The organism is Acinetobacter bouvetii (genome assembly GCF_902753875.1).
GTDB classification, from domain to species: Bacteria; Pseudomonadota; Gammaproteobacteria; order Pseudomonadales; family Moraxellaceae; genus Acinetobacter; species Acinetobacter bouvetii_A.
In genome coordinates this window covers 1-23,027 of sequence record NZ_CADDTS010000032.1, presented here as the reverse complement: position 1 = coordinate 23,027, position 23,027 = coordinate 1, and the positions used below count along the sequence as shown (strand labels likewise).

23 protein-coding genes and 1 pseudogene are annotated in these 23,027 nt (G+C 38.9%); 15 read left to right on the top strand and 9 right to left on the bottom strand.

The window, feature by feature from the left end; translation table 11 throughout:
- The first annotated feature begins 67 nt into the window (after positions 1–67).
- The 3 genes from FB6_RS09400 (at position 68) to FB6_RS09390 (ending at position 3,121) form a co-directional block, all read left to right on the top strand.
- The gene (locus tag FB6_RS09400; protein WP_174559754.1) at positions 68–691 is read left to right on the top strand and encodes an MgtC/SapB family protein; all 624 of its coding nucleotides are present in this window, start codon (positions 68–70) and stop codon (positions 689–691) included.
- Positions 692–780: 89 nt separating this feature from the next.
- Positions 781–1,119, top strand: coding sequence for an FKBP-type peptidyl-prolyl cis-trans isomerase (locus tag FB6_RS09395; protein WP_092818761.1), 339 nt, complete (start codon positions 781–783; stop codon positions 1,117–1,119).
- 127 nt (positions 1,120–1,246) lie between these two features.
- Positions 1,247–3,121 (top strand): sensor domain-containing diguanylate cyclase, encoded by a 1,875-nt coding sequence (locus FB6_RS09390; protein WP_174559753.1) that lies wholly within the window; start codon positions 1,247–1,249, stop codon positions 3,119–3,121.
- Positions 3,122–3,152: 31 nt separating this feature from the next.
- Here FB6_RS09390 and FB6_RS09385 read toward each other — a convergent pair whose 3' ends face one another.
- Positions 3,153–3,599: a GNAT family N-acetyltransferase gene (locus FB6_RS09385; protein ID WP_174559752.1), complete on the bottom strand. Its 447-nt coding sequence runs from the start codon at positions 3,597–3,599 to the stop codon at positions 3,153–3,155.
- A 354-nt stretch (positions 3,600–3,953) separates the two neighbouring features.
- On the opposite strand from FB6_RS09385, the pseudogene pgaB reads away from it, so the two are divergent.
- The 3 genes and pseudogenes from pgaB to pgaD form a co-directional block, all read left to right on the top strand.
- A pseudogene (gene pgaB / locus FB6_RS09380) lies at positions 3,954–5,843 on the top strand (poly-beta-1,6-N-acetyl-D-glucosamine N-deacetylase PgaB); the annotation flags it as partial.
- A gap of 11 nt (positions 5,844–5,854) precedes the next feature.
- Positions 5,855–7,147 (top strand): poly-beta-1,6-N-acetyl-D-glucosamine synthase, encoded by a 1,293-nt coding sequence (gene pgaC, locus FB6_RS09375; RefSeq protein WP_174559750.1) that lies wholly within the window; start codon positions 5,855–5,857, stop codon positions 7,145–7,147.
- Positions 7,137–7,550: a poly-beta-1,6-N-acetyl-D-glucosamine biosynthesis protein PgaD gene (pgaD, locus tag FB6_RS09370; protein ID WP_174559749.1), complete on the top strand. Its 414-nt coding sequence runs from the start codon at positions 7,137–7,139 to the stop codon at positions 7,548–7,550. The genes pgaC and pgaD overlap by 11 nt, the downstream gene beginning before the upstream one ends.
- A gap of 78 nt (positions 7,551–7,628) precedes the next feature.
- On the opposite strand, the gene FB6_RS09365 is transcribed toward pgaD, so the two are convergent.
- Entirely contained in the window at positions 7,629–8,582 is a 954-nt protein-coding gene (locus FB6_RS09365; protein ID WP_174559748.1) for a DMT family transporter, read from the bottom strand.
- A gap of 73 nt (positions 8,583–8,655) precedes the next feature.
- Positions 8,656–8,796, bottom strand: a complete 141-nt coding sequence (locus FB6_RS09360) for a hypothetical protein (protein ID WP_174559747.1) — start codon at positions 8,794–8,796, stop codon at positions 8,656–8,658.
- A gap of 119 nt (positions 8,797–8,915) precedes the next feature.
- Between FB6_RS09360 and FB6_RS09355 the strand changes: the two genes are divergently transcribed.
- A complete protein-coding gene (locus FB6_RS09355; protein WP_174559746.1) occupies positions 8,916–9,398 on the top strand; it encodes a hypothetical protein in 483 nt (160 codons plus the stop codon).
- A gap of 50 nt (positions 9,399–9,448) precedes the next feature.
- Here FB6_RS09355 and FB6_RS09350 read toward each other — a convergent pair whose 3' ends face one another.
- The 3 genes from FB6_RS09350 to FB6_RS09340 are packed head-to-tail and all read right to left on the bottom strand — an operon-like array spanning position 9,449 to position 11,757.
- Positions 9,449–10,012, bottom strand: coding sequence for a TetR/AcrR family transcriptional regulator (locus FB6_RS09350; RefSeq protein ID WP_174559745.1), 564 nt, complete (start codon positions 10,010–10,012; stop codon positions 9,449–9,451).
- Between the two features lie 12 nt (positions 10,013–10,024).
- Entirely contained in the window at positions 10,025–10,927 is a 903-nt protein-coding gene (locus FB6_RS09345; RefSeq protein WP_174559744.1) for an alpha/beta hydrolase family protein, read from the bottom strand.
- Between the two features lie 44 nt (positions 10,928–10,971).
- Entirely contained in the window at positions 10,972–11,757 is a 786-nt protein-coding gene (locus FB6_RS09340; RefSeq protein WP_174559743.1) for a crotonase/enoyl-CoA hydratase family protein, read from the bottom strand.
- A gap of 222 nt (positions 11,758–11,979) precedes the next feature.
- Here FB6_RS09340 and pnuC point away from each other — a divergent pair, with 222 nt between their 5' ends.
- The 3 genes from pnuC (at position 11,980) to FB6_RS09325 (ending at position 13,487) form a co-directional block, all read left to right on the top strand.
- Positions 11,980–12,564, top strand: coding sequence for a nicotinamide riboside transporter PnuC (gene pnuC / locus FB6_RS09335; protein ID WP_174559742.1), 585 nt, complete (start codon positions 11,980–11,982; stop codon positions 12,562–12,564).
- 17 nt (positions 12,565–12,581) lie between these two features.
- Positions 12,582–12,854, top strand: a complete 273-nt coding sequence (locus FB6_RS09330; protein WP_174559741.1) for a hypothetical protein — start codon at positions 12,582–12,584, stop codon at positions 12,852–12,854.
- 135 nt (positions 12,855–12,989) lie between these two features.
- Positions 12,990–13,487 (top strand): DUF2505 family protein, encoded by a 498-nt coding sequence (locus FB6_RS09325; RefSeq protein WP_174559740.1) that lies wholly within the window; start codon positions 12,990–12,992, stop codon positions 13,485–13,487.
- 36 nt (positions 13,488–13,523) lie between these two features.
- On the opposite strand, the gene FB6_RS09320 is transcribed toward FB6_RS09325, so the two are convergent.
- Positions 13,524–14,846 (bottom strand): MFS transporter, encoded by a 1,323-nt coding sequence (locus tag FB6_RS09320; RefSeq protein ID WP_174559739.1) that lies wholly within the window; start codon positions 14,844–14,846, stop codon positions 13,524–13,526.
- Between the two features lie 152 nt (positions 14,847–14,998).
- Positions 14,999–15,202, bottom strand: coding sequence for an amino acid transport protein (locus tag FB6_RS09315; RefSeq protein ID WP_174559738.1), 204 nt, complete (start codon positions 15,200–15,202; stop codon positions 14,999–15,001).
- Positions 15,203–15,424: 222 nt separating this feature from the next.
- Between FB6_RS09315 and def the strand changes: the two genes are divergently transcribed.
- The 3 genes from def to FB6_RS09300 all read left to right on the top strand — a co-directional run bounded on the left by def (position 15,425) and on the right by FB6_RS09300 (position 17,654).
- The gene (gene def, locus FB6_RS09310; RefSeq protein ID WP_174559737.1) at positions 15,425–15,904 is read left to right on the top strand and encodes a peptide deformylase; all 480 of its coding nucleotides are present in this window, start codon (positions 15,425–15,427) and stop codon (positions 15,902–15,904) included.
- A gap of 107 nt (positions 15,905–16,011) precedes the next feature.
- Positions 16,012–17,196 (top strand): GGDEF domain-containing protein, encoded by a 1,185-nt coding sequence (locus FB6_RS09305; RefSeq protein ID WP_174559736.1) that lies wholly within the window; start codon positions 16,012–16,014, stop codon positions 17,194–17,196.
- A gap of 26 nt (positions 17,197–17,222) precedes the next feature.
- Positions 17,223–17,654, top strand: a complete 432-nt coding sequence (locus FB6_RS09300; RefSeq protein ID WP_254592223.1) for a hypothetical protein — start codon at positions 17,223–17,225, stop codon at positions 17,652–17,654.
- 64 nt (positions 17,655–17,718) lie between these two features.
- Here FB6_RS09300 and dhaK read toward each other — a convergent pair whose 3' ends face one another.
- A complete protein-coding gene (gene dhaK / locus FB6_RS09295; protein WP_174559734.1) occupies positions 17,719–19,449 on the bottom strand; it encodes a dihydroxyacetone kinase subunit DhaK in 1,731 nt (576 codons plus the stop codon).
- 367 nt (positions 19,450–19,816) lie between these two features.
- On the opposite strand from dhaK, the gene FB6_RS09290 reads away from it, so the two are divergent.
- Positions 19,817–20,578: a hypothetical protein gene (locus tag FB6_RS09290; RefSeq protein ID WP_174559733.1), complete on the top strand. Its 762-nt coding sequence runs from the start codon at positions 19,817–19,819 to the stop codon at positions 20,576–20,578.
- Positions 20,579–20,585: 7 nt separating this feature from the next.
- Positions 20,586–22,904, top strand: a complete 2,319-nt coding sequence (locus FB6_RS16565) for a DEAD/DEAH box helicase family protein (protein WP_254592222.1) — start codon at positions 20,586–20,588, stop codon at positions 22,902–22,904.
- Positions 22,905–23,027 lie beyond the last annotated feature (123 nt).

Genomic DNA, 23,027 nt, shown 5'->3' with positions numbered 1-23,027 from the left:
GGCTTGCATCCTGAACATAAAATTGCGTATATCTAAAAACAATAACAATGAATAAAGGGAAGAATTCATGCATCCCGATGTCTATCGTTTGCTGATCGCCCTGTGTATTGGTGCAATTATTGGTGCCGAGCGTGAGTACCGCAGCAAATCTGCTGGCCTGAGGACCATGATTATGGTCAGTCTGAGTTCCTGTCTATTTACCATACTGTCTTTAAAAATTGGTCTGGATAGTCCGGACCGAATTGCAGCCAATATTTTGACGGGCTTGGGTTTTTTAGGTGCAGGCGTGATTTTCAAAGATGAAAATCGAATTTCTGGCATTACCACAGCCACCACCATCTGGATGACAGCTGCTTTGGGTATGGCAGCAGGGGCTGGCTATGAACTGTTAAGCCTGTTTGCCACTTTAATTGTACTCATTGTTTTGATTTTCTTGATTTATGTTCAGGATTTTATAGAAGCACTGAATCAAGCACGTACTTATAGAATTATTTGCCATTATCAACAAAAAACTTTAGATCATTATGAAGATTTATTTAAAACCTATGAAATGAAGGTTGTACGTAGTGTGCAACATAAAACCGAGCATCGAATTAGTGGACGCTGGATTTTAATTGGTTCAGCAGAGAATCATAAAAAACTGACGGCCTATTTATTGAATGATGCCAATATTCAGGAACTCAGCTTTTAAATAGCTAAAGTTTAAATCCTAAAGTTTTTACCTGAATCCTGTTTATAATAGTGATTGAAAAATTGGTGCTCAGTTTTAGGTAAATGATCATGATAAATGAACTAGAAATTATTGATTTAAAAGTTGGAGAAGGTAAAGAGGCGGTAAAAGGCGCGTTAATTACCACGCATTATACTGGTTGGCTGGAAGATGGAACCAAATTTGACTCATCTATTGACCGTGGTAATTATTTTGAAACCGTAATTGGAACTGGCCGTGTCATTAAAGGCTGGGATCAGGGTATTATGGGCATGAAAGTAGGTGGTAAGCGTAAACTGCTGGTTCCTGCACATTTGGCTTATGGTGAGCGTAAAATGGGTAAAATCATTCCTGCAAATTCAAACCTGATTTTTGAAATAGAATTATTTGATGTTAAAACACGTGATTAATCTCAAGGGAATCATGTTTTAAAAATGATCTGCAAGAAACAAGGATGAATCTTGCAGATCATTAAAAAATCATTTGAGTTTTATTTTTTTATCGTTACATTAAGAAATAGCCAGGCGTAATTTAAGGATGATTCGCTTTTTGGATACGATCAAAAAAAGCATAAATTTTTCTAGGTTATTTATTTTAGCCTGTTTGTGTGTATTCACGTGGAAAAATCACGTATGGGCACAATATGAGTCAGCGCCTGAATCTTATTATTTACATCAAAAATTATTAAACTCAATTGAGTTTTCTGACAATAGTACGACACCCTTAAAAGGATATTGGCAATATTATCCTAAGCAGTTTATTGTTAAACCCAGTTCGGTCTTAAAATCTGAAACGACATCTTTACCGATTTCTTTTAAAGAGCTTACCGGAACCAATCAGAATTACGGCACTTTCGTCGGACATTTTAAAATACCAAAACAATATATAGGGCGGCGTATTGCCATTTTTATTCCCAATGAATATGGGGCTTACCGAATGTATCTGAATGGAGATTTCATGCTCCGTTTGGGGGAAGTTGGTAAAGATGCAAAAAGTCATAAAACTGAAAATGCACCTAAAATGGCTTTTTTTGTTTTAGAAAAAGAATATTTTACCCTGACTATTCAAGCTTCAAATTTTGATCGTCTGCATGGCGGTTTAGAAAATCCAATGCGCATTGGTATTGCTAAAACAGTCAGTCGGCAGTTCCAGCAGCTCATGATGAGTATAGGCTTGATCTGTGGTGCAGTTTTAGGTGTGGGCGTATTTACCCTGATGTTTTCCGTATTTCAAGGTGAAATAGGGCGTAGCAGTATTCGGGTATTTGTGTTTGGTATTTTTATCCTGTTTTTGGCTTTGCATAATTTATTTTCGGCACCTTATGCCTATACGGCATTTACAGATCTCAGCTGGATATGGGGCAGACGTTTAGAATACCTATTTACCTATTTTGCAATTGCAACTTTTCTGAGTTATATGTATTTGTTGAATCGGCGCTACTTGCACCCGATTGTTTATTATGTCGCGATGGCAATATTTATCGTAGATATTGTGGTTACGGTATTTACTGAACCAGAAATGTTTGAGCGTTTAGGGTTTTATAGTTTTCTATTTAGTCCGGTGGTGCTGTTAAATTTTGCCTATGGTTTTTATTTAACCCTCAAGCTCAAAGAGCCATATTCATCTACTAATGTTTGGGCTGTGATTTTATTATGTGTGACTTTTTTGCATGATTTTTTACTCACCCTGAATTTAATTGACTCTTTTAATTTATCCTTTTTATCGACCAGTTTTTATGCCTTGCTGATCATGTTTCAGCAATCTAAAAACTATGCGCATCATACTTATCATATCGAGCAGCTGAATAATAATTTGCTGGAGTTGAATAATTCTCTGGACAATAAGGTAAAGGAGCGTACTTCGCAATTGCATCGGCTCAATGAACAGCTAGAACGACAGATTCAAATTGATGCCTTAACGGGGGCTTATAACCGCCGCGCTTTAAACGCAGAAATACAGCGGTTATTTACCCTGACTCAAAATCACCGTAATCATACTTTGGCTTTTGCCATGTTAGATGTAGATTATTTTAAAAATTATAATGATTATTATGGACACCTGAAGGGTGACGTTATTTTAAAAGATCTGGTAAAAGTAATACAGCAGGCTTTGCCATCGTCAGCTTATGTGGCGCGTTATGGGGGAGAAGAGTTTGCTATTATCCTGCATAATGTTCCGAGTGCTGTGGTTTTAAATGTGTTGCAGCAGGTCTTGGATGCAGTACGACAGATGCAAATGGAACATCTAAACCGACCAGACCAAAAATCCTATGTGACCTTGAGTATGGGAGTTGCATGGATGGATCAAGACCATGAATATGTAAATATACATGAACTGATGAAAGCTGCTGATGTTCAATTATATGCGGCTAAACATGCAGGTCGTGATCAATATCAGGCGCGACGTGCTTAATGAACCGTATGTGCATACCAGGAACGTCGGATCAGGCAAGATAATTGACTAAGGCAATAAGCGTTTTATTTGAAATGCCGCGCTGTCGAGTTTCAAAGCCATATTTTTGATAGAAAGCAAGCGCTGTTTGAGTGCTATCCAAGGTGATTTTTCGTCGTTTTTGCTGTTGAGCATGAGCAATAACATGAAAAAGCAAGGATTTACCTATACCTTGCTGCTGCGAGTCAGGAGAAACGTAATGCAGCAAAATTTTTCCCTGATCATTGACCAGTATAAAGCCTAAAATATATCCATTGATGACATGTACCCAGCTATCATTATAAAGCAGCCACAACAGCAGATTTTCTTGACTGATATGTTCTAAACAGATTTGAATCTGGCTTTCCTGATGTTGATGGTCTAAGACGCACGACCGGATACTGGCATGAATTACCTGAAGAATGTCCGGAATATCTTGAATTTGTGCAGTTCTTATCATCACATATCATTTTTATTTAATTTAAGTATTTTATTTAAAAGTAATTATTTGACTTACAACATAGCTATCTTGTTGCATTTTTTAGATATTTCATTTTCAGAAAGTATACTTTTTTAAGGTTCATTTCAGTTTGATTGATTACAAAGGTAGATGGAAATCTCTGAATAGCTTCCCTCATGAACAGAAAACATATCCTGTGAATGACCATGGGATGATGTTCAGTGCATAAAAAGTTTTTTGAGCGCCTTTTCAATGACAACTCGCTTTCTTTCAACCTTGCTCTCTGCCTCGCTGTCCGCCGTATTATGGCAAACTCCCCATTTGGCCTGGAGTAGAACATTAGCAAAAACTCCAACCTTGACAGTGATTGGTTACCATGAAATTACCGATACCAAGGCTGCACTCATTCCAGACTATGCTGTAACGACCAAACAATTTCAGCAACATATTGATTGGCTGAAAAAAAATGGCTTTCATTTTATTAATGTTAATCAGCTGATTCAGGCACATCAAGGTAAATATAATTTACCGAGCAAACCGGTTTTATTGACGGTAGATGACGGCTATGAATCTTTCTACCAAAATGCCTATCCGGTGATTAAAGCCAATAAAATACCGGTTGTACTGGCTGTTGTTGGTTCATGGCTGGAGCCTAAAGAAGGGCAAAATATCGATTTTTCAGGCGAGCAGATTCAGCGTAATAAAATGCTGTCCTGGGAAGAATTGAAAGAAATGCAAAATAGTGGGCTGGTTGAAATTGCCAGTCACAGTTATAACCTGCATCGTGGAATTCTAGGTAATCCACAAGGCAATATGGAACCTGCGGCTGTCACCCGACTGTATGATCCCAAGTCGGGAAGTTATGAAAATGACCAACATTATCAGCAGCGTATTACTCAGGATTTAAAACTGAATAACCAGTTATTGACAGCACATGGCCTAAAATCGCCACGCGTGATGGTGTGGCCTTATGGTCATTACAATATGCAAACGGTGAGTATTGCCAAACAGTTAGGTATGCCCATAGCCATCAGTCTGGATGATGGTGCCGATTCAGTGAAAAATTCTTTGGGACAACTGAACCGTATTTTGGTGGAAGGCAACATGACCACGCAGGATCTGGCTCAGGAAATTCAAAATCGTCAGCAAAATTTAGGCGACAACAACCGTCCACAAAAAATTATGCATATCGATCTGGATTATATTTACGACAAAGATCCAATCCAGCAAGAACGGAATCTGGATCATTTGCTCGACCGGATTGTGGCCATGAAAGTGAATACCGTGTATTTGCAAGCCTTTTCCGATCCGGATGCCAATGGTTCAGCGGATATGGTGTATTTCCCGAATCATTATTTACCTATGCGTGCAGACTTGTTTAATCGCGTGGCCTGGCAAATTCAGACCCGGACACAAGTCAGTCGGGTCTATGCCTGGATGCCGCTTCTGGCTTGGGAATTGCCTCAAAATAATCCAGTGTCCAAAGATGTTGTGGTTACTCAACAAGAGAGTGATTCTAAACATCTGAATATGGGGTATCACCGCTTAAGTCCTTTTTCTCCAGATGCGCGTAAAACCATTAGCGGAATTTATCAAGATCTAGCAAAAACAGTGCCTTTTAATGGCATCTTATTCCATGACGATACCACCTTGTCTGATTATGAAGATGCTAGCCCTGAAGCCTTGGCTGCTTATGCGGCTATTGGTTTACCCAAAGATTTGGCCGAAATTCGTGGTAATGATGCCGAACTGGAAAAATGGACTGCATACAAGACCAAATATATTGATGACTTTGCCATGCAGCTTGCAGATGAAGTACGTCAATATCATCCATTTTTACTGACTGCACGAAACCTGTATGCACAAGTTGCACTGAAACCTTATGCAGAAAACTGGTATTCACAGTCTTTGGAACAGTCAATTAACCGCTATGATTTCACAGCGATTATGGCAATGCCATATATGGAGCAGGCGACTGACAGTGATGCTTTTTATCGGGATATTGTCAATCGGGTGAAACAATTTCCTAATGGCATGAAAAAAACGGTATTCGAATTACAGTCGGTAAACTGGCGAACCAATCAAAAAGTTCCTTCTGAAGAAATGGCTAAAACCATTCAGTCTTTATACGCGCAAGGTGTTTTGCACGAAGCTTATTATCCGGATGATCCGATTCAGGACTATCCAGATACTCATGTTTTGCGTCAAGCCTTTGATTTGAAATCAAGCAAACTTATTCCTTAAAGGAATTTTATATGTCAACGCTCCAGCATTTTTGGCATTCTGCATTGCACTTTGTGTTTTATTATCCATTATTTATGTCGTATCTATGGATGATTGGTGCACTGATTTTTTATTGGAAAGAACGACAGGAGCCGGTCTATCAACAACCGGAGAGATTGTCTTTTTATCCTAAAGTGGCGGTATTGGTGCCTTGTTTTAATGAAGGTGATAATGCTGAAGAAACCTTAACTCATGCCTTGGCTCTGGACTATCCCAACTTTGAAGTGATTGCGATTAATGATGGCAGTTCGGACAACACCGCTGATGTGTTGAACCGTTTGGCCAGTCAGCATGAAAAATTACGTGTGGTTCACTTGGCGCATAATCAGGGCAAAGCCATGGCCTTGCAGGCAGGAAGTCTGCTGACCGATGCTGAATATTTGCTGGGAATTGATGGCGATGCCTTGCTGGATCCACATGCAGCCACCTGGATGCTACGCCATTTTCTGGAAGATGACACGGTTGCCGCAGTCACAGGGAATCCGCGGATTCGTACCCGTTCAACCTTGATCGGGCGGATACAGGTTGGAGAGTTTTCATCCATTGTTGGCATGATTAAACGGGCACAGCGCAGTTTTGGCCGTTTATTTACCGTGTCTGGCGTGATTACCGCCTTTCGTAAGAGTGCGGTGCATGAGGTGGGCTATTGGTCACCGGATATGTTGACTGAAGATATTGATATTACCTGGAAGCTGCAACGTGCAGGCTGGAATATTCATTTTGAACCGAATGCTCTGGTCTGGATTTTAATGCCGGAAACTTTTCAGGGCTTGTGGAAACAGCGCCTGCGTTGGGCTATGGGGGGAGCACAAGTTCTCATCAAAAATATTGATGTCTTGTTCAAACCAAAACTGAATTTTTTATGGCCCTTAATCTGTGAATTGGTCTTGACCCTGGTTTGGTCTTATCTCATGTTGTTTATGGCGATTCTTTGGGTGCTGCACTTTATTATACCGCTCGGTATCAATGGTATTAGTTCACCTTTCTTGCCTTATGGCACCGGCATGCTCTTAGGCGTGACCTGTCTGTTGCAATTTGCTTTGAGTAAATGGATGGATAGCCGTTATGAACCTGCACTTAGTAAAAACTATTTCTGGATGATTTGGTATCCTTTTGTGTTTTGGTTAATTACCTTGTCTGCCAGTATCGTAGCCTTTCCAAAAGTATTATTACGTGGTCATGGACAGCGTGCACGTTGGGTCAGTCCGGATCGTGGCATACGTAATTCAACCATCAAGCCTGAGAGCGTGATTCATGAAAAGTAATCCTTTAATTATTGACTTGCGCCACTATTTACCATGGCATAAACGTTATGCCTCCAATACCTCTACGGCCATGCTCTGGGTAGTCTGGTTATTGTTATGGCGACCACTACTGATTGTGCTTGGTATCGTAAGTCTGCAAAAGCAACATGTCGTACATCAACTTTTTTCAGCCTTTGGTATGGGGATTGAACATGGGATAAGTGCACTACTAGCATGCGCTGTTGCCTTGTTACTGTGGTCGAATTTTGTGCCTGCTAAAACCATCAAGCATAGTGCGGCCAAAAGTCTGTCTGATTATGGACAGCATTTTGAATTGCCGGTACAGGATATTGAGCAGGGGCGTCAGCAGAAAATCAGTGTGGTGCATTATGATGATCATGGCAAAATGATTCGCATTGAATAGTGGCTGAATAGAAAAACATTCATTTGTGTTAATGAATTGAACAATCCCGAGTCGGCATCACACTCGGGATTTTTTTATTTAAACTTCTGATCGTTTAGCCAAAGAATAAAGAACCAAACCACTACAGAGTAAAACCAAGCCAATAATGAGATCTGCCCCCAGTGACTCATGGTTGAGCCAGCTTCCCCAAAGGGTTGCCAGTACAGGTGTCATGATGGTAATGAGCATTAGGGTGGTGGGATTGACCTTGTTCAACAGCTGGTAATAACAAATCATTGCCAATACTGAAGAAAATAATGCGCTATAGATCAGGGCAACAGTCGTTTGAAGGGAGGGAAATTGAGTGGGTAGATCTGCCCAGAAAAAAGGCAGTAACAGGCTATAGCCTAACCATGACATTATTGTCGAACCAGTCATTTGGCTAATCGGATGAATATTGGCATTAACCTGAAGTACCGCAAATGCCGAAAGTACATAAAACAGCATGGCTATTATTTCTAAAACAACGCCAAAATAATCTAATTTCAAGTTTTCGGAACTTAGTCCCAAGGCAAAAATCAGACCCGTGATGCCCAGTATTAGCCCCAGCCATTGATAAGCACTAAATCGTTCATTTTTAAATAGAAAAATCGAGAGCAAACCCGATACTAAGGGTGCAATTCCATAAATAATTGAAATCATGGCTGATGAAACTTTGGATGCTCCCATATAGCAAAAACTCATAGATAGAAACAAGCCAAGCGCACCAGCCGCATAGCTCAGCAACGCCTGTGGATGCAGGGGTATTTTAAGTTTGAACACAGTCATAAAAATCATGGCGATGGGGATGGCTAAACTAAATCGAATAAATAAACCCCACGCCCAATGAAGTTCATGCACTGTCCAGACCGCTGCAAGTGGAGTGAGTGACCAAATCAGTACGACACTAATAAATTGACCGGCTGTAGCGAGGCGTGAGGATTGGATAATAGATGCTACAACCGGTGCAGACAGCGGCTTGGGGAAGTCATTTTTATTCAATGGACTATTCATTTGTTATTTCCTTATCTTTAGGCAATAAAAAAGGTCGCTGTTGAGGCGACCTTGGGAATGGCTTTTGTGATCATTACTCTAAGTTACAATCACCATCTAAATAGCAAGGCACCTCATTGAAAAAGTCCACACGTCGGGCATCGGCTTTGCAGACTTGAATGTCCAAAGCGTTCCAGGCCGAATAAGTAGATTGAGGGTATGCCATAGCAAACATGAAAAAATTCTGAAGATGTATTATTTCTATAGCATAATTTTTTAAAATTTGTATAATTTTTATTCTAATTGTTTTATATAATATAAAGATAATAACTGTTTACTCGAGAGAGTGGCGCTATGATAAAAATATTATTGTGGTTGTGTATTTGCATTGTGTTGATAGGGCTGTGGAAAGTTGTTTTTAAAATTATTTTTCATCAACATTATCATCAATTCAAAATCAATCAGTTAGCCGATTTGAACAACTCAGCACCTACATTAACCAAGCCATTATCAACACATGAAGTACGGATTGATGAAGTAGAAGAATATGAGCAGCAATTATTTGATGATGTCTGCGAGCTGTTTTTTGAACGTCAATTGACTGAACGGAATTTAAATCAGGCCGTTGTGCTTCAAGAAGGGGTATATAAAAAAATGCCGGCCAAGGCCCGAACCCAGATCCGTAAGCTTGATTTAGAAGAATGGTCGATTTTCTGGACCTTTTACGATCAGTCTTTGGAATACTATGTGGGACGCTATGGGGTGTTTTATACCCATGTGGACCGTTTTGGCGATGAACATAAACGTGAATTCAAGGAACTGCATAGCCGGGTTTAATTAAGTACTACAATGTAGTCTTTCACGTAGTAGCCTCAAGCTGTCAATCATTAGGCAGCAGTTAACTGTTTCAAAATGCGTTGTTTGACCTGATCCAGATAAAACAGATCATCATTCAGGCGATACATTAAAATGGCTCCTTCATAATCGGCCACACTTTGCTTGGCTAAAATTTTGGCCTCATCTTCTTGTAGTTGAAGCCTAAATAATTGATAAAAAGCCATTTCCCAATGCTGAAAGATCGCGCGAATTTTATCTAACAAATCGGCCGAATGATAGCGTGCTTCCAGTGACAACATACCGACCAGACAGCCTTTGACTTCATAACTAAAAAACTGGACGGCACGGGTATGCATCTGGTCAAAATATTCTGCGGCTGAAATTTGAGTATTTTCATTTAGTTTAAATAAATGGCTATTTAAATAGTGTTGGGTCAGTTCAAGTACATCCAGCAATAAGGCTTCTTTGCTGGGATAGTAATAGTAAAAAGAAGCTTTGGTCAGTCCACAGGCTTTGGCGAGCATCTCCATGCTGGTTCCAGCATAGCCATACCTTTTAAACTGCAAGGCACAGGCATTGAGAATTTGCTCACGGCTGAGTTTCTGTGGACGCATTAGTTTGGATTCCTAGTGGTTTTGTGAGGCAAGCAGATCATCGAAAGTATTCCGGATATCATCCCAGATTTTTTCTGAACCTTTGCGGAAATACCCCATATGTCCAATCTGTTTCAGGCCATAATCGGCAGCTGAAATATTGATGAACTGCATTGGGGCTTGCCGGTAATGTTGCATAAAGGCATGGCGTGAATTCGGCAAAGCCCAGTCATCATCCAGCGCAGAGACAGCATAAATCGGCGTTTTCACTTGTGCATATTGCCCGATTAAACGCTGCTGGTCAGGATCTGCAAAAAAGTAGGTGGGATTTTTACACCATTTTCGCCACTGTTTATAGACATCAATCGGCAAATCTGCACCCATATTCAACTTGCTCCATGGCAAGTAACCTTTCATGGCCACCATCGGTGGGAAAATAATATTCCAGATCACCTGAACCTTGATTTTTTCCTTTAAAGGCATATAGCCATGCCAGCCGGCCCCAGTTCCAAAACAATACATAGCGCTGACTTTGGCATGATTGGGTACCAAACCGAGGGCCTGTCCACCATAAGAATGACCGACCATAAATAGCGGCAGTTGATCTTGAGCCAGATAATCAATCGCGCCGGCTAGATCCAGCGTTCCCCAATCCAGATAGGACATTTTAAAGCCTTTGAGTGTTTTAGGCGCCGATTGCCCCACACCTCGATAATCAAAAGTCAGGAGCTGATAACCAAATTGGGTCATGTATTCGGCAAAGCGACGGTAAAATTCTTGCGGAACGCCGGTGGCACTGGAGAGAACAAGATTGGCCTTGAATCCGTGGCGTGGTGTATACAGCGTTCCAGCCAGCGGGTAACCATCCGTGGCGAGGAAGGCTTGGGAACTGCTTGTAAATGGTGGGTTTTGTCGTTTCTGATGGGTATTTGGCATGGCAAACTCGTTGTTATGGGTATGCAAAAGGATGAATTTTTAAATTAGCGACCTTTAAATTCAGGGGCACGTCGTTGCAGCATGGCCATGACGCCTTCCTGTATATCCTGTGTTTTTAAGAGCGGGTTTAAATGTTGCTGCAAATGGGCAAATGCAGTTTCTGCACCGTGTTCTGCGGCTTCTTTGGCAGAAGCAAGTGTGGCTTGGACAGCCAGAGGGGCAGCCTGAGCAATGCGTTCGGCCAGCTCAATGGCACGTTGTAGTGGTGGTTGAGACGTGATTTCAGTAATCAGGTTTAAATCCAGCGCAGTTGCAGCATCAAACGAATCACCTGTAAGCAAATAGCGCATGGCCTTGGACCAGCCTGCGGCCTGTACAAAACGCACGGTTGCACCGCCAAAAGGTAAAATACCGCGTTGAACTTCCATCTGGGCAAACTGGGTATTGTCCTGAGCAATGGCAATATCGGCATTCAGCATCAGTTCAATACCGGCGGTATAGCAAAAGCCTTGTACGGCCACAATCACCGGTTTCTTGCGTGGACGTGAGGTGGTGCCCCAAGGGTTAATCTGCTGCTGATCAAAATCAAACACGCCGCTTTCCAGTTTAGGCTGTAATTCAACCAGATCCAGGCCAGCAGTAAAATGTTCACCATGTGCAAAGATCACGGCACAGCGTAATTCCGGATGATTTTCATATTCCGTCAGCGCCAGTGACAGGTCTTGAATCATATGACTGTCAAAGGCATTTCGTTTTTCGGCACGGTCGAGGCCAATCAGCAACAGTGTTCCGCGGATTTCTCGACTGACTTTTCCTTGTTGTTGGGACATTTTTATTCTTCCAGATTGATCACTTAATAAGTTTTTAAACGATTGTTAGAAAACTGTCAAACCTGAGCAGTCACATTTTCAATGGCTATGGCAATGAGAAAATCAACAGCTAATGGCGCTGTACTGATTGGCGAGCAAGGGGACAGAATGGTGATAATTTAGCTTGCGTTCAGCGCTATTTTTTTCATAATAGCAACACTGTTTAAATGCCTGTTGATTGCTATGTCACCTTTAGAAATTGTTGCGGTTATTATTAGTCTGATTGGGGTGGCACTCACCGTTAAACGCAACATGTGGTGCTGGTGGTTCAACTTTGCGGCATTTGTTTTATATGCTTATTTATTTTACGAATTTAAGCTGTATGGTGAAACCATTTTGCAGTTCTTCTTTATGGGGGTGAATTTCTATGGTTTCTATCACTGGCTGAAGGGAAAACAGCAAGATCATGACATCCGCATTGAACCGATTGCCACAAAAACAGTGATTTTCCAAATGCTGCTGGCTGCAATTGGCGGTTTAATTTTTGGTTTAACCCTAAAACATTTTACTGATGCCGCGGTGCCAATGCTTGATTCACAGCTGGCGGCATTTAGCCTGCTGGCAACCTACTGGACCAGTCGTAAGCATATTGCAACGTGGATTCTGTGGGTGTTTGTCGATATTATTTATGTCGGCATGTTTATTTATAAAGATTTATTCCTGACTGCCGGTTTATATGCTGCATTTGTCGGTTTGGCTGCATTTGGCTGGTGGCAGTGGGAACAGGTGAAAAAGAAACAGGCACTGACCCAATTTAAAGGGGTTTAAAGTTAAGGAGTCGAGGGATGCTGATTGATTTTATCCAACATCAAATCAAGCAATTTGATGACCTGGCATCCCGGATTCAGGCGGAACCTGAAAAATATATCCATTTTGATTCAGTGTCTGACTTTTATAAAGCAGAATGGCTAAAGGACTTTCCTAACGGTACGACATGGACCACGACCGGTCTGGATGATGGCGCCGAACAATTTTATGCGCTCATTGAATACCGAAACCATTTTCTCAGCATTTCCTGTACTGAACAAATTGAAATACGATGTGGCATTCGTGATTAATGGCTCGGTATACACAGCCAATGACAACATCATCAAAATTCCATTAGACTGCACGGCAAAATAAATTCGATCAGTGATGATCAATAATTTAAGCTCTTTCAAAGTACTCACTAAAAAAACAAAGGAAAATAAAAGATGGGACATCGTTTTACTGTGAATTCTACAATTCAGGGTGTTTCAATTGACCAGTTCAAACAGCTTGCTGCAGATACTACTTTGCATGAAGCTGTGTGCAGACGTATTCCGGGAGAGAATCTGGAAATCATTGAATCCCAGATTCAAGGTGGAACTTATACCTTACGCCGTGCCTATAATCTGGATGTCAACATTCCGGATATCGCCAAGAAATTTCTGAAAGATGCGTTCCGTGTTAAGCGTACCGATATTACCAATTTAACTGCTTTAACCTCGACTATTGAATTAGGTGCCAATCTTCCTTTAGAAGCGAACTGTGAACGTGCAGTAACAGGGAATGATCAACAAGTTCATATCACCTTGAACTGGCATGTCAAAGTCAAAGTTCCTTTGATTTCAGGTATGCTAGAAAAACATGCAGAAGGCGAAATTCGAAAATTTAGTGCGCTGGAAATTGAAATTGTAGAAGACGAACTGAAGAAAAATCTTTCCGCCTAATAGATAAAAGCCCTTCAACTGAAGGGCTTTTTAAGCTTAATCGTTGACAGGATTTTGTGTAGGTGAGGCAGCAGGATTGGCAAAAGGTTGTTTTTCAAATTTGCCCAGATACAACATTGCAGTAAAGAACGACACCAGACACACGACCCAAATATAATACATCGCACCAATTTTGCTATACAGGCTTAACCACTGCACCAGAGGCAAGGTGATTCCGCCGGCTATGGCATAGGCCAGATTATAGGAAAATGAAATACCGGAGAAACGAATCTGGGCAGGAAACATTTTCACCATACTATAAGACACCATACCTACCGTACCTGAAAATAAGCCCAGCAACATATACAGCATAAACACAGTTGCAGGTGCGACATATCCCAGACTGTTATAGAAAATGCCGGCAAGTACGGCAACTGCCAGTGAACCCGATAAAATCACTTTGCCTGCGCCAAAACGGTCAGCCAGCAACCCTGCCAAAATACAGCCCAGCATTTGCATGATGATTGCAGCACTTTGCATTTTAAAGGCATCGGCACGTTCAAAACCAAAAGCTCCGGTCAGGAGATTCGGCATGGCTAAAATCAGCACCACCACACAGCCCGTCAAAAACCAGGTAAATAACATGCCAATCACGACCGCAGTTTTATGCTCGGTTAATACCTGTTTCACCGGCATTTCTTTAGAGAGTTCCTTACGTTGCTGCATGGCTTTAAAGACGGGTGTTTCTTTCAAATAACTGCGTAAATAAAGTGCGATTAATCCGAAAATCCCGCCAGCAATAAAGGGAATACGCCATGCCCAGTCATGAATTTCAGGTTCTGAAAACTTGATGGAAATAAACAGTGACATGAGCGCACCCAGCAAAATCCCTAAAGATAAACCCGCAGTAAGCAAGCCATTGGCAAAGCCGATTTTTCTTTCAGGCACATGCTCGGAAACAAAAGTCCACGCTGCAGGAATTTCCCCGCCAATTGCAATACCCTGAACCACACGCATCAGCAACAGTAATAATGGTGCTGCATAGCCAATGCTTTCAAAGGTCGGCATCACCCCGATCATTAAGGTCGGTAGCGCCATCAGTAAAATGGATAGACTGAATAAACGCTTACGCCCAATCAGATCACCAAAATGCGCCATAACCACTCCACCCAATGGGCGAAAGAAATAGCCTGCGGCAAAAATTCCATACGTGTTCAGCATGGCCCAAAAAGGGCTTAAGCCACTGGGAAAAAACAGTTCGGAAATGATTTTTGCGTAAAATACGTAAATGACGAAATCGTAAAATTCGAGTGCGCCGCCTAAAGAGGACAAGCCCAGCGTGCGTTTATCTTCACGGGTGAGACGAGGTATTGCTTCCATGCTTTAAATTTCCATCAGTCAGCAAAAATTAGGATTTAAGAATATAATTTCTGGTCTCATTCTAGTGACTTGTTTTTTAGATGAAAAATCAATCTTTCTTTTGAGTCTAACAACTTAATTTTATGAATAATAAACAATAATTTTACTATAGATTAAAGGCGTATAAAGTAGGGAGTCAGGGAGAGGGTAATTCCAACGAGACTCAGCATGACCGTATTTTCCACAAAATAGGGAAAGATCATTAGCACCAAGCCGCAGACCAAGGGCATAGTGACTTTTTGCTTTTTTCCATACATAAAATAGCCTAAGCCAATGGAACTAAACACTACGCCAAGCAAGAGTTGAGCTGTATTCATATTTTATATTTGTTAAAGAAATTTAGTGAAGTATAAAGAAGTAAAATTAAAATCGACTTAAAAATGAACGGTGATTATATGTGGATTTATGTGCATAAAAGATGCAATACATGTTTAAAAACTGAATATCCAATTTGTCATTTCAAGATTAATATAAATACAGGATTTAGCCTGGCTCATGCGCTTAATAGGGTATGAGTCTTTAAGATTAGGAATAAATTTATGAGCTGCATTTTAGCCGTTGCACAGCGTGGCGAAGCTATTTTGAATCTAAACGCTGCAGAAGTTGCCAGTTCTGAGCTGAATAGCCCATGGTTAAAGCAACTTGCTGAAGCAATGCATAGCACCATGTTACAAAAGAATGGAGTGGGTATAGCTGCACCGCAAGTCTATGTGTCCAAACGGCTGATTATTGTCGCTTCACGTCCCAATCCGCGTTATCCCGATGCACCTGAAATGGACGCCGTGGTGATGGTTAATCCTGAAATTCTGGAAAGTTCTGCAACGACAGTATTGGGTGAAGAGGGCTGTTTAAGTGTACCGGATGAGCGTGGCCAAGTCGCACGTGCTGAAAGCATTAAGCTGCGTTATTTAACGGTAGCCGGTGAAGTTGTGGAAACTTTATTTAGTGGTTTTCCTGCCCGCATTGTGCAGCATGAAATAGATCATTTGAATGGGGTGCTGTTTATTCAAAGACTATAAATTATACATTGTTTATTTTTTGTACAAATGATAGGATTAAGAGGCAATAAAAATTTATAAATTATAAAGACATTAATAAAGAAATGAGCTTGCTTAGAAAAATTCGTATGTCGATTTTTCATTATTGGGGCAGATTCAGGTTTCATCTACTTGAATCAGATAATTTGATTATTTACTGGCCCAATTTTGATAAAGGGGTATTGTTACTGATTTTTGGTGCATTATGCCAAGTCAGCGCAATCAAATGGTATTTGTTCAGCTATTTCTCACCAGACAATCGGGTCTGGATCAATCCTGACTTTTTTCTAATTCGTATTGTGACCGTATTCACTACGCTGGTGATTTTTTCATTCTTAACCCTATTGAGTTTTCGTTATAAAAGAAACAAGAAATTTCGTACATTTATTGCTTATTTTGCACCGCTTTTTTTTGGCGGGGTGATGATTTATGCAGGTTATACCGTTGGTATTTATAGCCCTGCGACCATTGCTGGTTTTGTGAATATCGTACTGATTGGCCTCGTATTTTACTCACGGGAAATTATCTACAGCATTGCCATACCTGCATCTATTTTTACCGTCGTTATCAGTTATCTCACTTATAATGGCATGATTCGTTATGCACCCGTGTTTAGTGATGTACTCACGATGAGTGAGTTTTATCATAATAAATTCTGGATTGGCAGCATGGCAGAAGTCTATCTGCCCATCTTGTTAGTTTCAGTACTGTTTTTTGAAATTTTGCTCTCGCAATGGCGGCGCCGTGAAAAAATTATTAAAAAAATGAGTCAGACTGATGGTCTGACAAATGTGTTCAACCGGCGTTATATTGGTGAAGAGCTTAGTGCATTAGAACGTAAAAACAAAACGGCTTATGCTGTAATTTTATTGGATTTAGATCATTTCAAACTGATTAATGATCAATATGGACATGATGTAGGCGATACTGTTTTACAGCGCGTGGCAGCAATTTTATGTACCACAACAAGGGAACAAGATATTGTGGGGCGTTTTGGTGGTGAAGAATTTATTTTAATTTTAAAAGATCAAAATTTGCAGCAGGCGATAGAAATAGCTGAGCGTTGTCGCAGAATTATTGAACTCGAAGATGTTCAGATAGAAACTGGTGAAAATTTAAAGATGAGTGCAAGCTTTGGTGTTGCACTCTCACTACCTCATTTAAATAAAGAACAAACGATTCGAATGGCAGACCGGGCTTTATATCTGGCTAAGCAGAAAGGGCGCAATCAGGTACGACATTATTTGGAGTTAAACTTGGTTCCTAGCGCTTAATATCGTGTTTTTCAGGATGTATGCTCATGCAATCTTTTATATTTTCTTTAGGTATTGAAACAGTTCAATTTAAGATGGATGTTCAAACTATTGAAATTGACAAAGGTCTCGGTTTTATCGAGTCACAAAGTGTTAGGAATCAAAGGCTTGATGCGCTGGCTATTGAAAATATGATTGAAGTGATTGAAGAAATACTCGAGCAGCTCAAACTGGATTATAAAACTCAACGAATTGCACAGATTTCGGATGCATATCTACAGCAGCTCTCGCATCTATTCTTCCAAAATGCGCGGGTGATTGACCGTATCAAGCTGGAGCATGCCTTTAATGAGTTTGTGGAGCGTATGGAATATTATGCTGAACAGGCTGGATTTGATTTCAAGCTGTTTGCCTATTTCGTTTTTGTACGGGAGATGATGCATCACTTGAATGTGGTTGAAATAAAGCTGCTCAATTAAAAAATAATGAATATTTTATTCACAGTAAAAAGCCCTGAATGATCAGGGCTTTTAAGCATTGAACTTATTTAATCAGCGCAGCAATCTCGCTAAAGATGACCCCCAAACCATGTGCACCAGCATCAGGGTAACCGAGGCTTCGGTCACCGACCGTACCGGCACGGCCCATACGTGCCACAATCGCTTTGGTATTTTCAGCGCCTTGAACTGCTGCTTGTGCGCCCAATACAAAGTTTTCTTTAAATGATTTGTCTGTATTTGCAGACCATGAATTTGCACATGGAACTAAAGCATCAATTAAGGTTTTATCGCCAACCACAGCACCGCGACCAAATGAACGCTCGCCCGTGGTTTGAATGCCTTTAACCGCATCTTGCAATAAGGCTGCAAAGTCAGCGACAGAAAGCGTGTCTTTACCTTTGATTGATTTGCTGGCTGCACGGAAAGCTGAACCCCAAATTGGGCCAGATGCACCGCCACAATGTTCCATAATGATCATTGAACAATTTAGTAAAAAATCATCCATACGTTCATATTGAGTTAATTCCGCCCAATGGCGTTTTAATTGTTTAAAGCCTTTAGCGACGCTCATGCCAAAGTCGCCATCACCTGCATGGGCATCGAGTTCACAAAACGGCACTTCATTCTTAATAATGCAGGCACTCATGGCATCAATGACATAGCGCATATTTTCAATGCTAAATTGCTCATTCACAATTTGGGCATGCTCTGCGTGAGTTTCAATTGCAGTATTCAGTGTTTGTTCTGCTTGTGCATTGTTTACAGCAAACTCAATTGGCAGGGCAGCCGAACCATCCATTTTAAAGGCAGGGGTGTTGGCTTCAGCATCGAGGTAGCCTTTGAGTTCATCATCTAACTCAAGTAAAGATACTGATGCGCCAGCCATGTCGATACTGGTCATGTAGTTGCCAACAAAGCTGCGATAAATTTTGATACCTTTGGCTGCAAGCTGTTGGCATACGTCTTGGTTAAACACATACAGTTCTTGCATCGGTGTTGAACCAAAACCGTTAATGAGCACAGCAACTTCTTTGAGTTCAGGACGGTCTAAAAATAGGTCATCGACGATGCGCTGTGCCAACTGGTTCGATGGCAAGATTTTTTCACGACGAATACCGGGTTCACCATGAATACCGACACCGTATTCCATTTCATCTTCAGCTAAAGAGAAGGTTGGTGTACCTTTGGCAGGCACTGTGCATGAATTAAATGCAAAGCCTAAGCTGGTGACATTGTCTGCGGCTTTTTGTGCAATGGCTTTGACTTGAGCTAAATCTAAACCTTTGGCTGCTGCTGCACCGGCAATTTTATGTACAAATACCGTTCCTGCTACACCACGGCGGCCAACAGTATATAGACTGTCTTTTACGGCAATATCATCTGCGACTTTTACATAATCAACGTTGATACCATCGTCAGTTGCAAGTGCTGCGCCATTCTGGAAATTCATCATATCGCCAGAATAGTTTTTGATGATCATCAATGCACCTTTGTCAGATGCGACTTGTTGTAAGGCTTTATACACCTGAATTTGCGAAGGCGATGCAAATACGTCGCCACATACCGCAGCATCGAGCATACCTGTACCGACAAAGCCTGCATGTGCAGGTTCATGACCGCTACCGCCGCCACTGATGAGTGCCACGTTGTTGTGTTTTTCTTTACGTGAAATGATTTTATATGCTTCATTAAATTGAAGCTCTGGATGAGCCAGTACAAGTCCTTTGCACATTTGGACAACGAGGTTTTCTGCGTTGTTCATGAGTTTTTTCATTGATACACCAATGGATTATGAATATGGGGAGATTTAAAGGTGATTATTATAAGGAAAATGCGTGGTGTCTGACATAAAAGTGTAAAAAGGGCGGTTAAATAGTTTCTCTTCAAATTAATAAACCTCTCCCTAACCCTCTCCTGTAAGGAGAGGGAACTTTCATTATTGAATTAACCAGATTATTAAATCAGATGACGCTCCCTCTCCCTTTGGGAGAGGGCTGGGGTGAGGGTCTTCAAAGCAAATTCTTGATTTGCATCTTTATAGGAAAAACTAGTTTTATAGGTGTTGTGAATTATTTTTAATCAAAGTAAGATGATTTAATGTTTTTTAACTAATTAATTTATTTGAATTTATAGGTGAAAAAATGAAGGTGTATAAAAAGGAGAGACTTGCACCAAACATAGAACTACATGTAATGCACATTGGTGAGTTCGACAATGAATATATTAAAATAATTGATGAAGAAATAGTCAAAATTTGTGAAGGCTATTCTCGTAGTACAATTGAAGAAGTAAAAAATAGATTATTGGAATATCTAAAAACGAAAGATTTGCGTGGTCAGCAAGGAGCTATATCTGAATTTCTTATACATCTATTTTTAAATAACAATAATTACAAGCAAGATTGTTTATTCTTTAATCTTGAAGATGGCAGTGCGAAAAAAGGATTTGATGGGGTATACAGTAAAAACGATGAAATATTTCTGGTTGAAAGTAAATCTGGTGGATGTTTAACCAAAAATATCTCACATTTAAATAAAATTAGAGAATCTTATAGTGGACTAGAGCAATATCTAACAGGGAAAAGTCACCGAAGAGATGGGAATCCTTGGATCAATGCATATAATCATGCAAATCAGAGAGATGTTAAATCAAAAGATAACATAATAGATAAAATTTGGCAGTTAAGAAAAGATTTTCAAAATGGAATTTTTTCACAAGTGCAAGACTTTAATTTAGTTCCATGTTCAACAATTTATTTGAATGGAGAGTGGAGTAACTTATGGTCGGATAACTTATTACAGGAAAAGGCAAAGTTGATAGGGTTAAAGGGGAAAACTATAAAAATTCTTTCAATAACAAATGAAGATATCAGTAATTTTATTAAGTATTTAGAGGTTAAGTAGACAGATTATGGATGGGATAAATCAAATAAAAAAATTGAAAGATATCGATCCTTTTCAAATCATAATTAGAAAATTAACTACAGGCGTTCAACTTGAGTATGAGGAATTAAGCTTTATACTTTCGGTGTCAATTTTATTTTTACAAGAATATCAAAAAGATAAGAGGAGAATAACTTACTTTAATTTTGCTTATTTTGTAATTTTGAAAGTAGCCTTGATAAATAAATTATATCAACCTTTATTTGATCTTAGTCTCAATGTTGGATTTTATCCGATAAATAGATTTATTTATGAAAAAAAATTAATAGAATCATTTAGTTTAGAGAGTATAAAGAATGATGTTGAAGTTGATGCTTATAGATATGATAAACACATTGAAATGTATCAACAACGTTTGAATAGAACTGAAATTTTATCAAGTGAAAGTTTAGATAATGTATATATTGCACCTACTTCATTTGGTAAAAGTTCATTGATTTTTGATATAATAAGAATAAATTATAATAAGAAAATTTCAATAATAGTTCCAAGCAAATCCTTAATATCGCAAAGTATAATCGACTTAAAGAAAATTTTTCCTGATAGAAAAATAATATTTAATGAAGATATGTATGACAATGAAGAGAGTTTTATAAGTGTTTTTACACAAGAAAGAGCATTGAGATTCTTCTCAAAGAACAAAAAAATATACTTTGATGTAATGATAGTTGATGAAGCACATAATTTACTGCCTAATGATTATAGAGCTGTAATATTAGCTCGAGCTATTAGAAGAAACAGATTTAGATCAAGTAATTCAAAGCATTATTATTTGTCTCCATTGATTAATGAATCTAAAAGTTTACAACTTGAGGCTAATCAGGTTTTTTTTGAACGTAAAATAAAGTTAAATATCAAAGAGCCAGACTACTTTGAATTTAAAGAAATGGGAGATTTTTTTAAATACAATCGATTTTTAGATGAAAGTTACAGATTAGGTTGGTGTGAAAATTTATATGAATATATTAAATATAATCAAAAGAATAAAAATTTCATTTATTTAAGATCTCCCAAAAAAGTAGAGGAGTTTTCAAAAAGGCTTTGTCATCGATTAGGCTTAAATGAAAAATTAGCGTCTTTATCTAAAATTTTATCTGATAATTTACATGAAGATTTTTATTGTGTTGATTACATTAAAAAAGGATTGATTTATTTACATGGTGGTATTCCTGATTTAATAAAAGATTTTTTGGAATATAAGTTTGAAACTGAAGCTGATATTAAATACCTTGTTGCGAATTCTGTTGTTTTGGAGGGTATTAATTTTCCAATTGAGGTGTTATTTATTTTAAATACAACAGATTTGAGGATTAAAAATTTGATTAATTTAATTGGAAGAGTTAATAGGTTGAATGAGGTTTTTAGTAATGATAATGATGATTTGTTAAAATTAAATCCAAATGTTCATTTTGTCAATGATACTTATTTTAATGGTAAGAATCGTGATATGTATCATAAAATGAAATTATTGAAAAGTAGTTTATTTGAGGATAGTGTAGAAAACCCTGCCTTGCTAAATACAATAAATGACCAACTAAAAAATAAAAATACTGGTATTAATGTTGTTCAGGATAACTCTACTGAAAATATAAGCACTGTAAGGGAATTAGAAGACTTTCTAATTTATGATGATCAAAAAGATAATTCACTACTGAAGACCATAATTGAACAAGATGTACATAATATTTATAATGAATTTAATCAAGTGCATGAAATTTTATTTGGAAGAATGGAAAGGTATTTAATTTCATCATTTTGGATGGGTTTAAACATAATAGATAAAATTTACTATTTTTTTATTAAGGACTTTGATTATGATCTAAAAATAAAGTCGAAAAAATTTTTGAGATTTAATTACAAAAATACTCGAAAATATTATAATAATTTTGTTTATAGAATGCATAATTTATCTTTAAAATCGCATATTAATCACATCCTAAAGTACTATGATTGGTTGGGGCGTAACAATATCTCTAAATATAAAAAATTTTACATAGGGGCTGGATTTGGGGAGATTCCTTATTGGAGTGGTAATAAAAATAATACATGTATCGATTTATCATTAAAGAGTAGAAAACAACGTGCCAATCTAGCATTGGTTCATCTGAAAAATGAAACTGATTTTGTTAATTTTGATCTTTTAAAATTTGTAAATATATTATATGAGGTAAAACTGATTACTGAGGCTGAATACAATTGTTTTATATACGGAAGTGAGCAGAGAGAAAATATTAATTTATTTAAAGCAGGTTTAAGTACTCAACTTATTAGTTTTTTAAAAGCTTAGATTCTCAAATGAAGTGCAACAGAGATTAAATTATTGGAAGGAAGCAAGATGAGCTAGCATTTTGCTTCCGACCGACCAAAGTCAAAGTTGCATCATGAACTATACTCATCTCACTCTAGAAGA

Bases quoted from the DNA above. Each gene is read 5' to 3' on its own strand.
- FB6_RS09360 (WP_174559747.1), bottom strand. From the start codon at position 8,796: ATGTTTGCTATGGCATACCCTCAATCTACTTATTCGGCCTGGAACGCT.
- FB6_RS09390 (WP_174559753.1), top strand. From the start codon at position 1,247: ATGATTCGCTTTTTGGATACGATCAAAAAAAGCATAAATTTTTCTAGG.
- FB6_RS09355 (WP_174559746.1), top strand. From the start codon at position 8,916: ATGATAAAAATATTATTGTGGTTGTGTATTTGCATTGTGTTGATAGGG.
- FB6_RS09350 (WP_174559745.1), bottom strand. From the start codon at position 10,012: ATGCGTCCACAGAAACTCAGCCGTGAGCAAATTCTCAATGCCTGTGCC.
- FB6_RS09320 (WP_174559739.1), bottom strand. From the start codon at position 14,846: ATGGAAGCAATACCTCGTCTCACCCGTGAAGATAAACGCACGCTGGGC.
- pnuC (WP_174559742.1), top strand. From the start codon at position 11,980: ATGTCACCTTTAGAAATTGTTGCGGTTATTATTAGTCTGATTGGGGTG.
- FB6_RS09315 (WP_174559738.1), bottom strand. From the start codon at position 15,202: ATGAATACAGCTCAACTCTTGCTTGGCGTAGTGTTTAGTTCCATTGGC.
- FB6_RS09305 (WP_174559736.1), top strand. From the start codon at position 16,012: ATGTCGATTTTTCATTATTGGGGCAGATTCAGGTTTCATCTACTTGAA.
- FB6_RS09365 (WP_174559748.1), bottom strand. From the start codon at position 8,582: ATGAATAGTCCATTGAATAAAAATGACTTCCCCAAGCCGCTGTCTGCA.
- FB6_RS09290 (WP_174559733.1), top strand. From the start codon at position 19,817: ATGAAGGTGTATAAAAAGGAGAGACTTGCACCAAACATAGAACTACAT.
- FB6_RS09330 (WP_174559741.1), top strand. From the start codon at position 12,582: ATGCTGATTGATTTTATCCAACATCAAATCAAGCAATTTGATGACCTG.
- FB6_RS09400 (WP_174559754.1), top strand. From the start codon at position 68: ATGCATCCCGATGTCTATCGTTTGCTGATCGCCCTGTGTATTGGTGCA.
- FB6_RS09345 (WP_174559744.1), bottom strand. From the start codon at position 10,927: ATGCCAAATACCCATCAGAAACGACAAAACCCACCATTTACAAGCAGT.
- pgaD (WP_174559749.1), top strand. From the start codon at position 7,137: ATGAAAAGTAATCCTTTAATTATTGACTTGCGCCACTATTTACCATGG.
- FB6_RS09300 (WP_254592223.1), top strand. From the start codon at position 17,223: ATGCAATCTTTTATATTTTCTTTAGGTATTGAAACAGTTCAATTTAAG.
- FB6_RS09325 (WP_174559740.1), top strand. From the start codon at position 12,990: ATGGGACATCGTTTTACTGTGAATTCTACAATTCAGGGTGTTTCAATT.
- FB6_RS16565 (WP_254592222.1), top strand. From the start codon at position 20,586: ATGGATGGGATAAATCAAATAAAAAAATTGAAAGATATCGATCCTTTT.
- dhaK (WP_174559734.1), bottom strand. From the start codon at position 19,449: ATGAAAAAACTCATGAACAACGCAGAAAACCTCGTTGTCCAAATGTGC.
- def (WP_174559737.1), top strand. From the start codon at position 15,425: ATGAGCTGCATTTTAGCCGTTGCACAGCGTGGCGAAGCTATTTTGAAT.
- FB6_RS09395 (WP_092818761.1), top strand. From the start codon at position 781: ATGATAAATGAACTAGAAATTATTGATTTAAAAGTTGGAGAAGGTAAA.
- pgaC (WP_174559750.1), top strand. From the start codon at position 5,855: ATGTCAACGCTCCAGCATTTTTGGCATTCTGCATTGCACTTTGTGTTT.
- FB6_RS09385 (WP_174559752.1), bottom strand. From the start codon at position 3,599: ATGATAAGAACTGCACAAATTCAAGATATTCCGGACATTCTTCAGGTA.
- FB6_RS09340 (WP_174559743.1), bottom strand. From the start codon at position 11,757: ATGTCCCAACAACAAGGAAAAGTCAGTCGAGAAATCCGCGGAACACTG.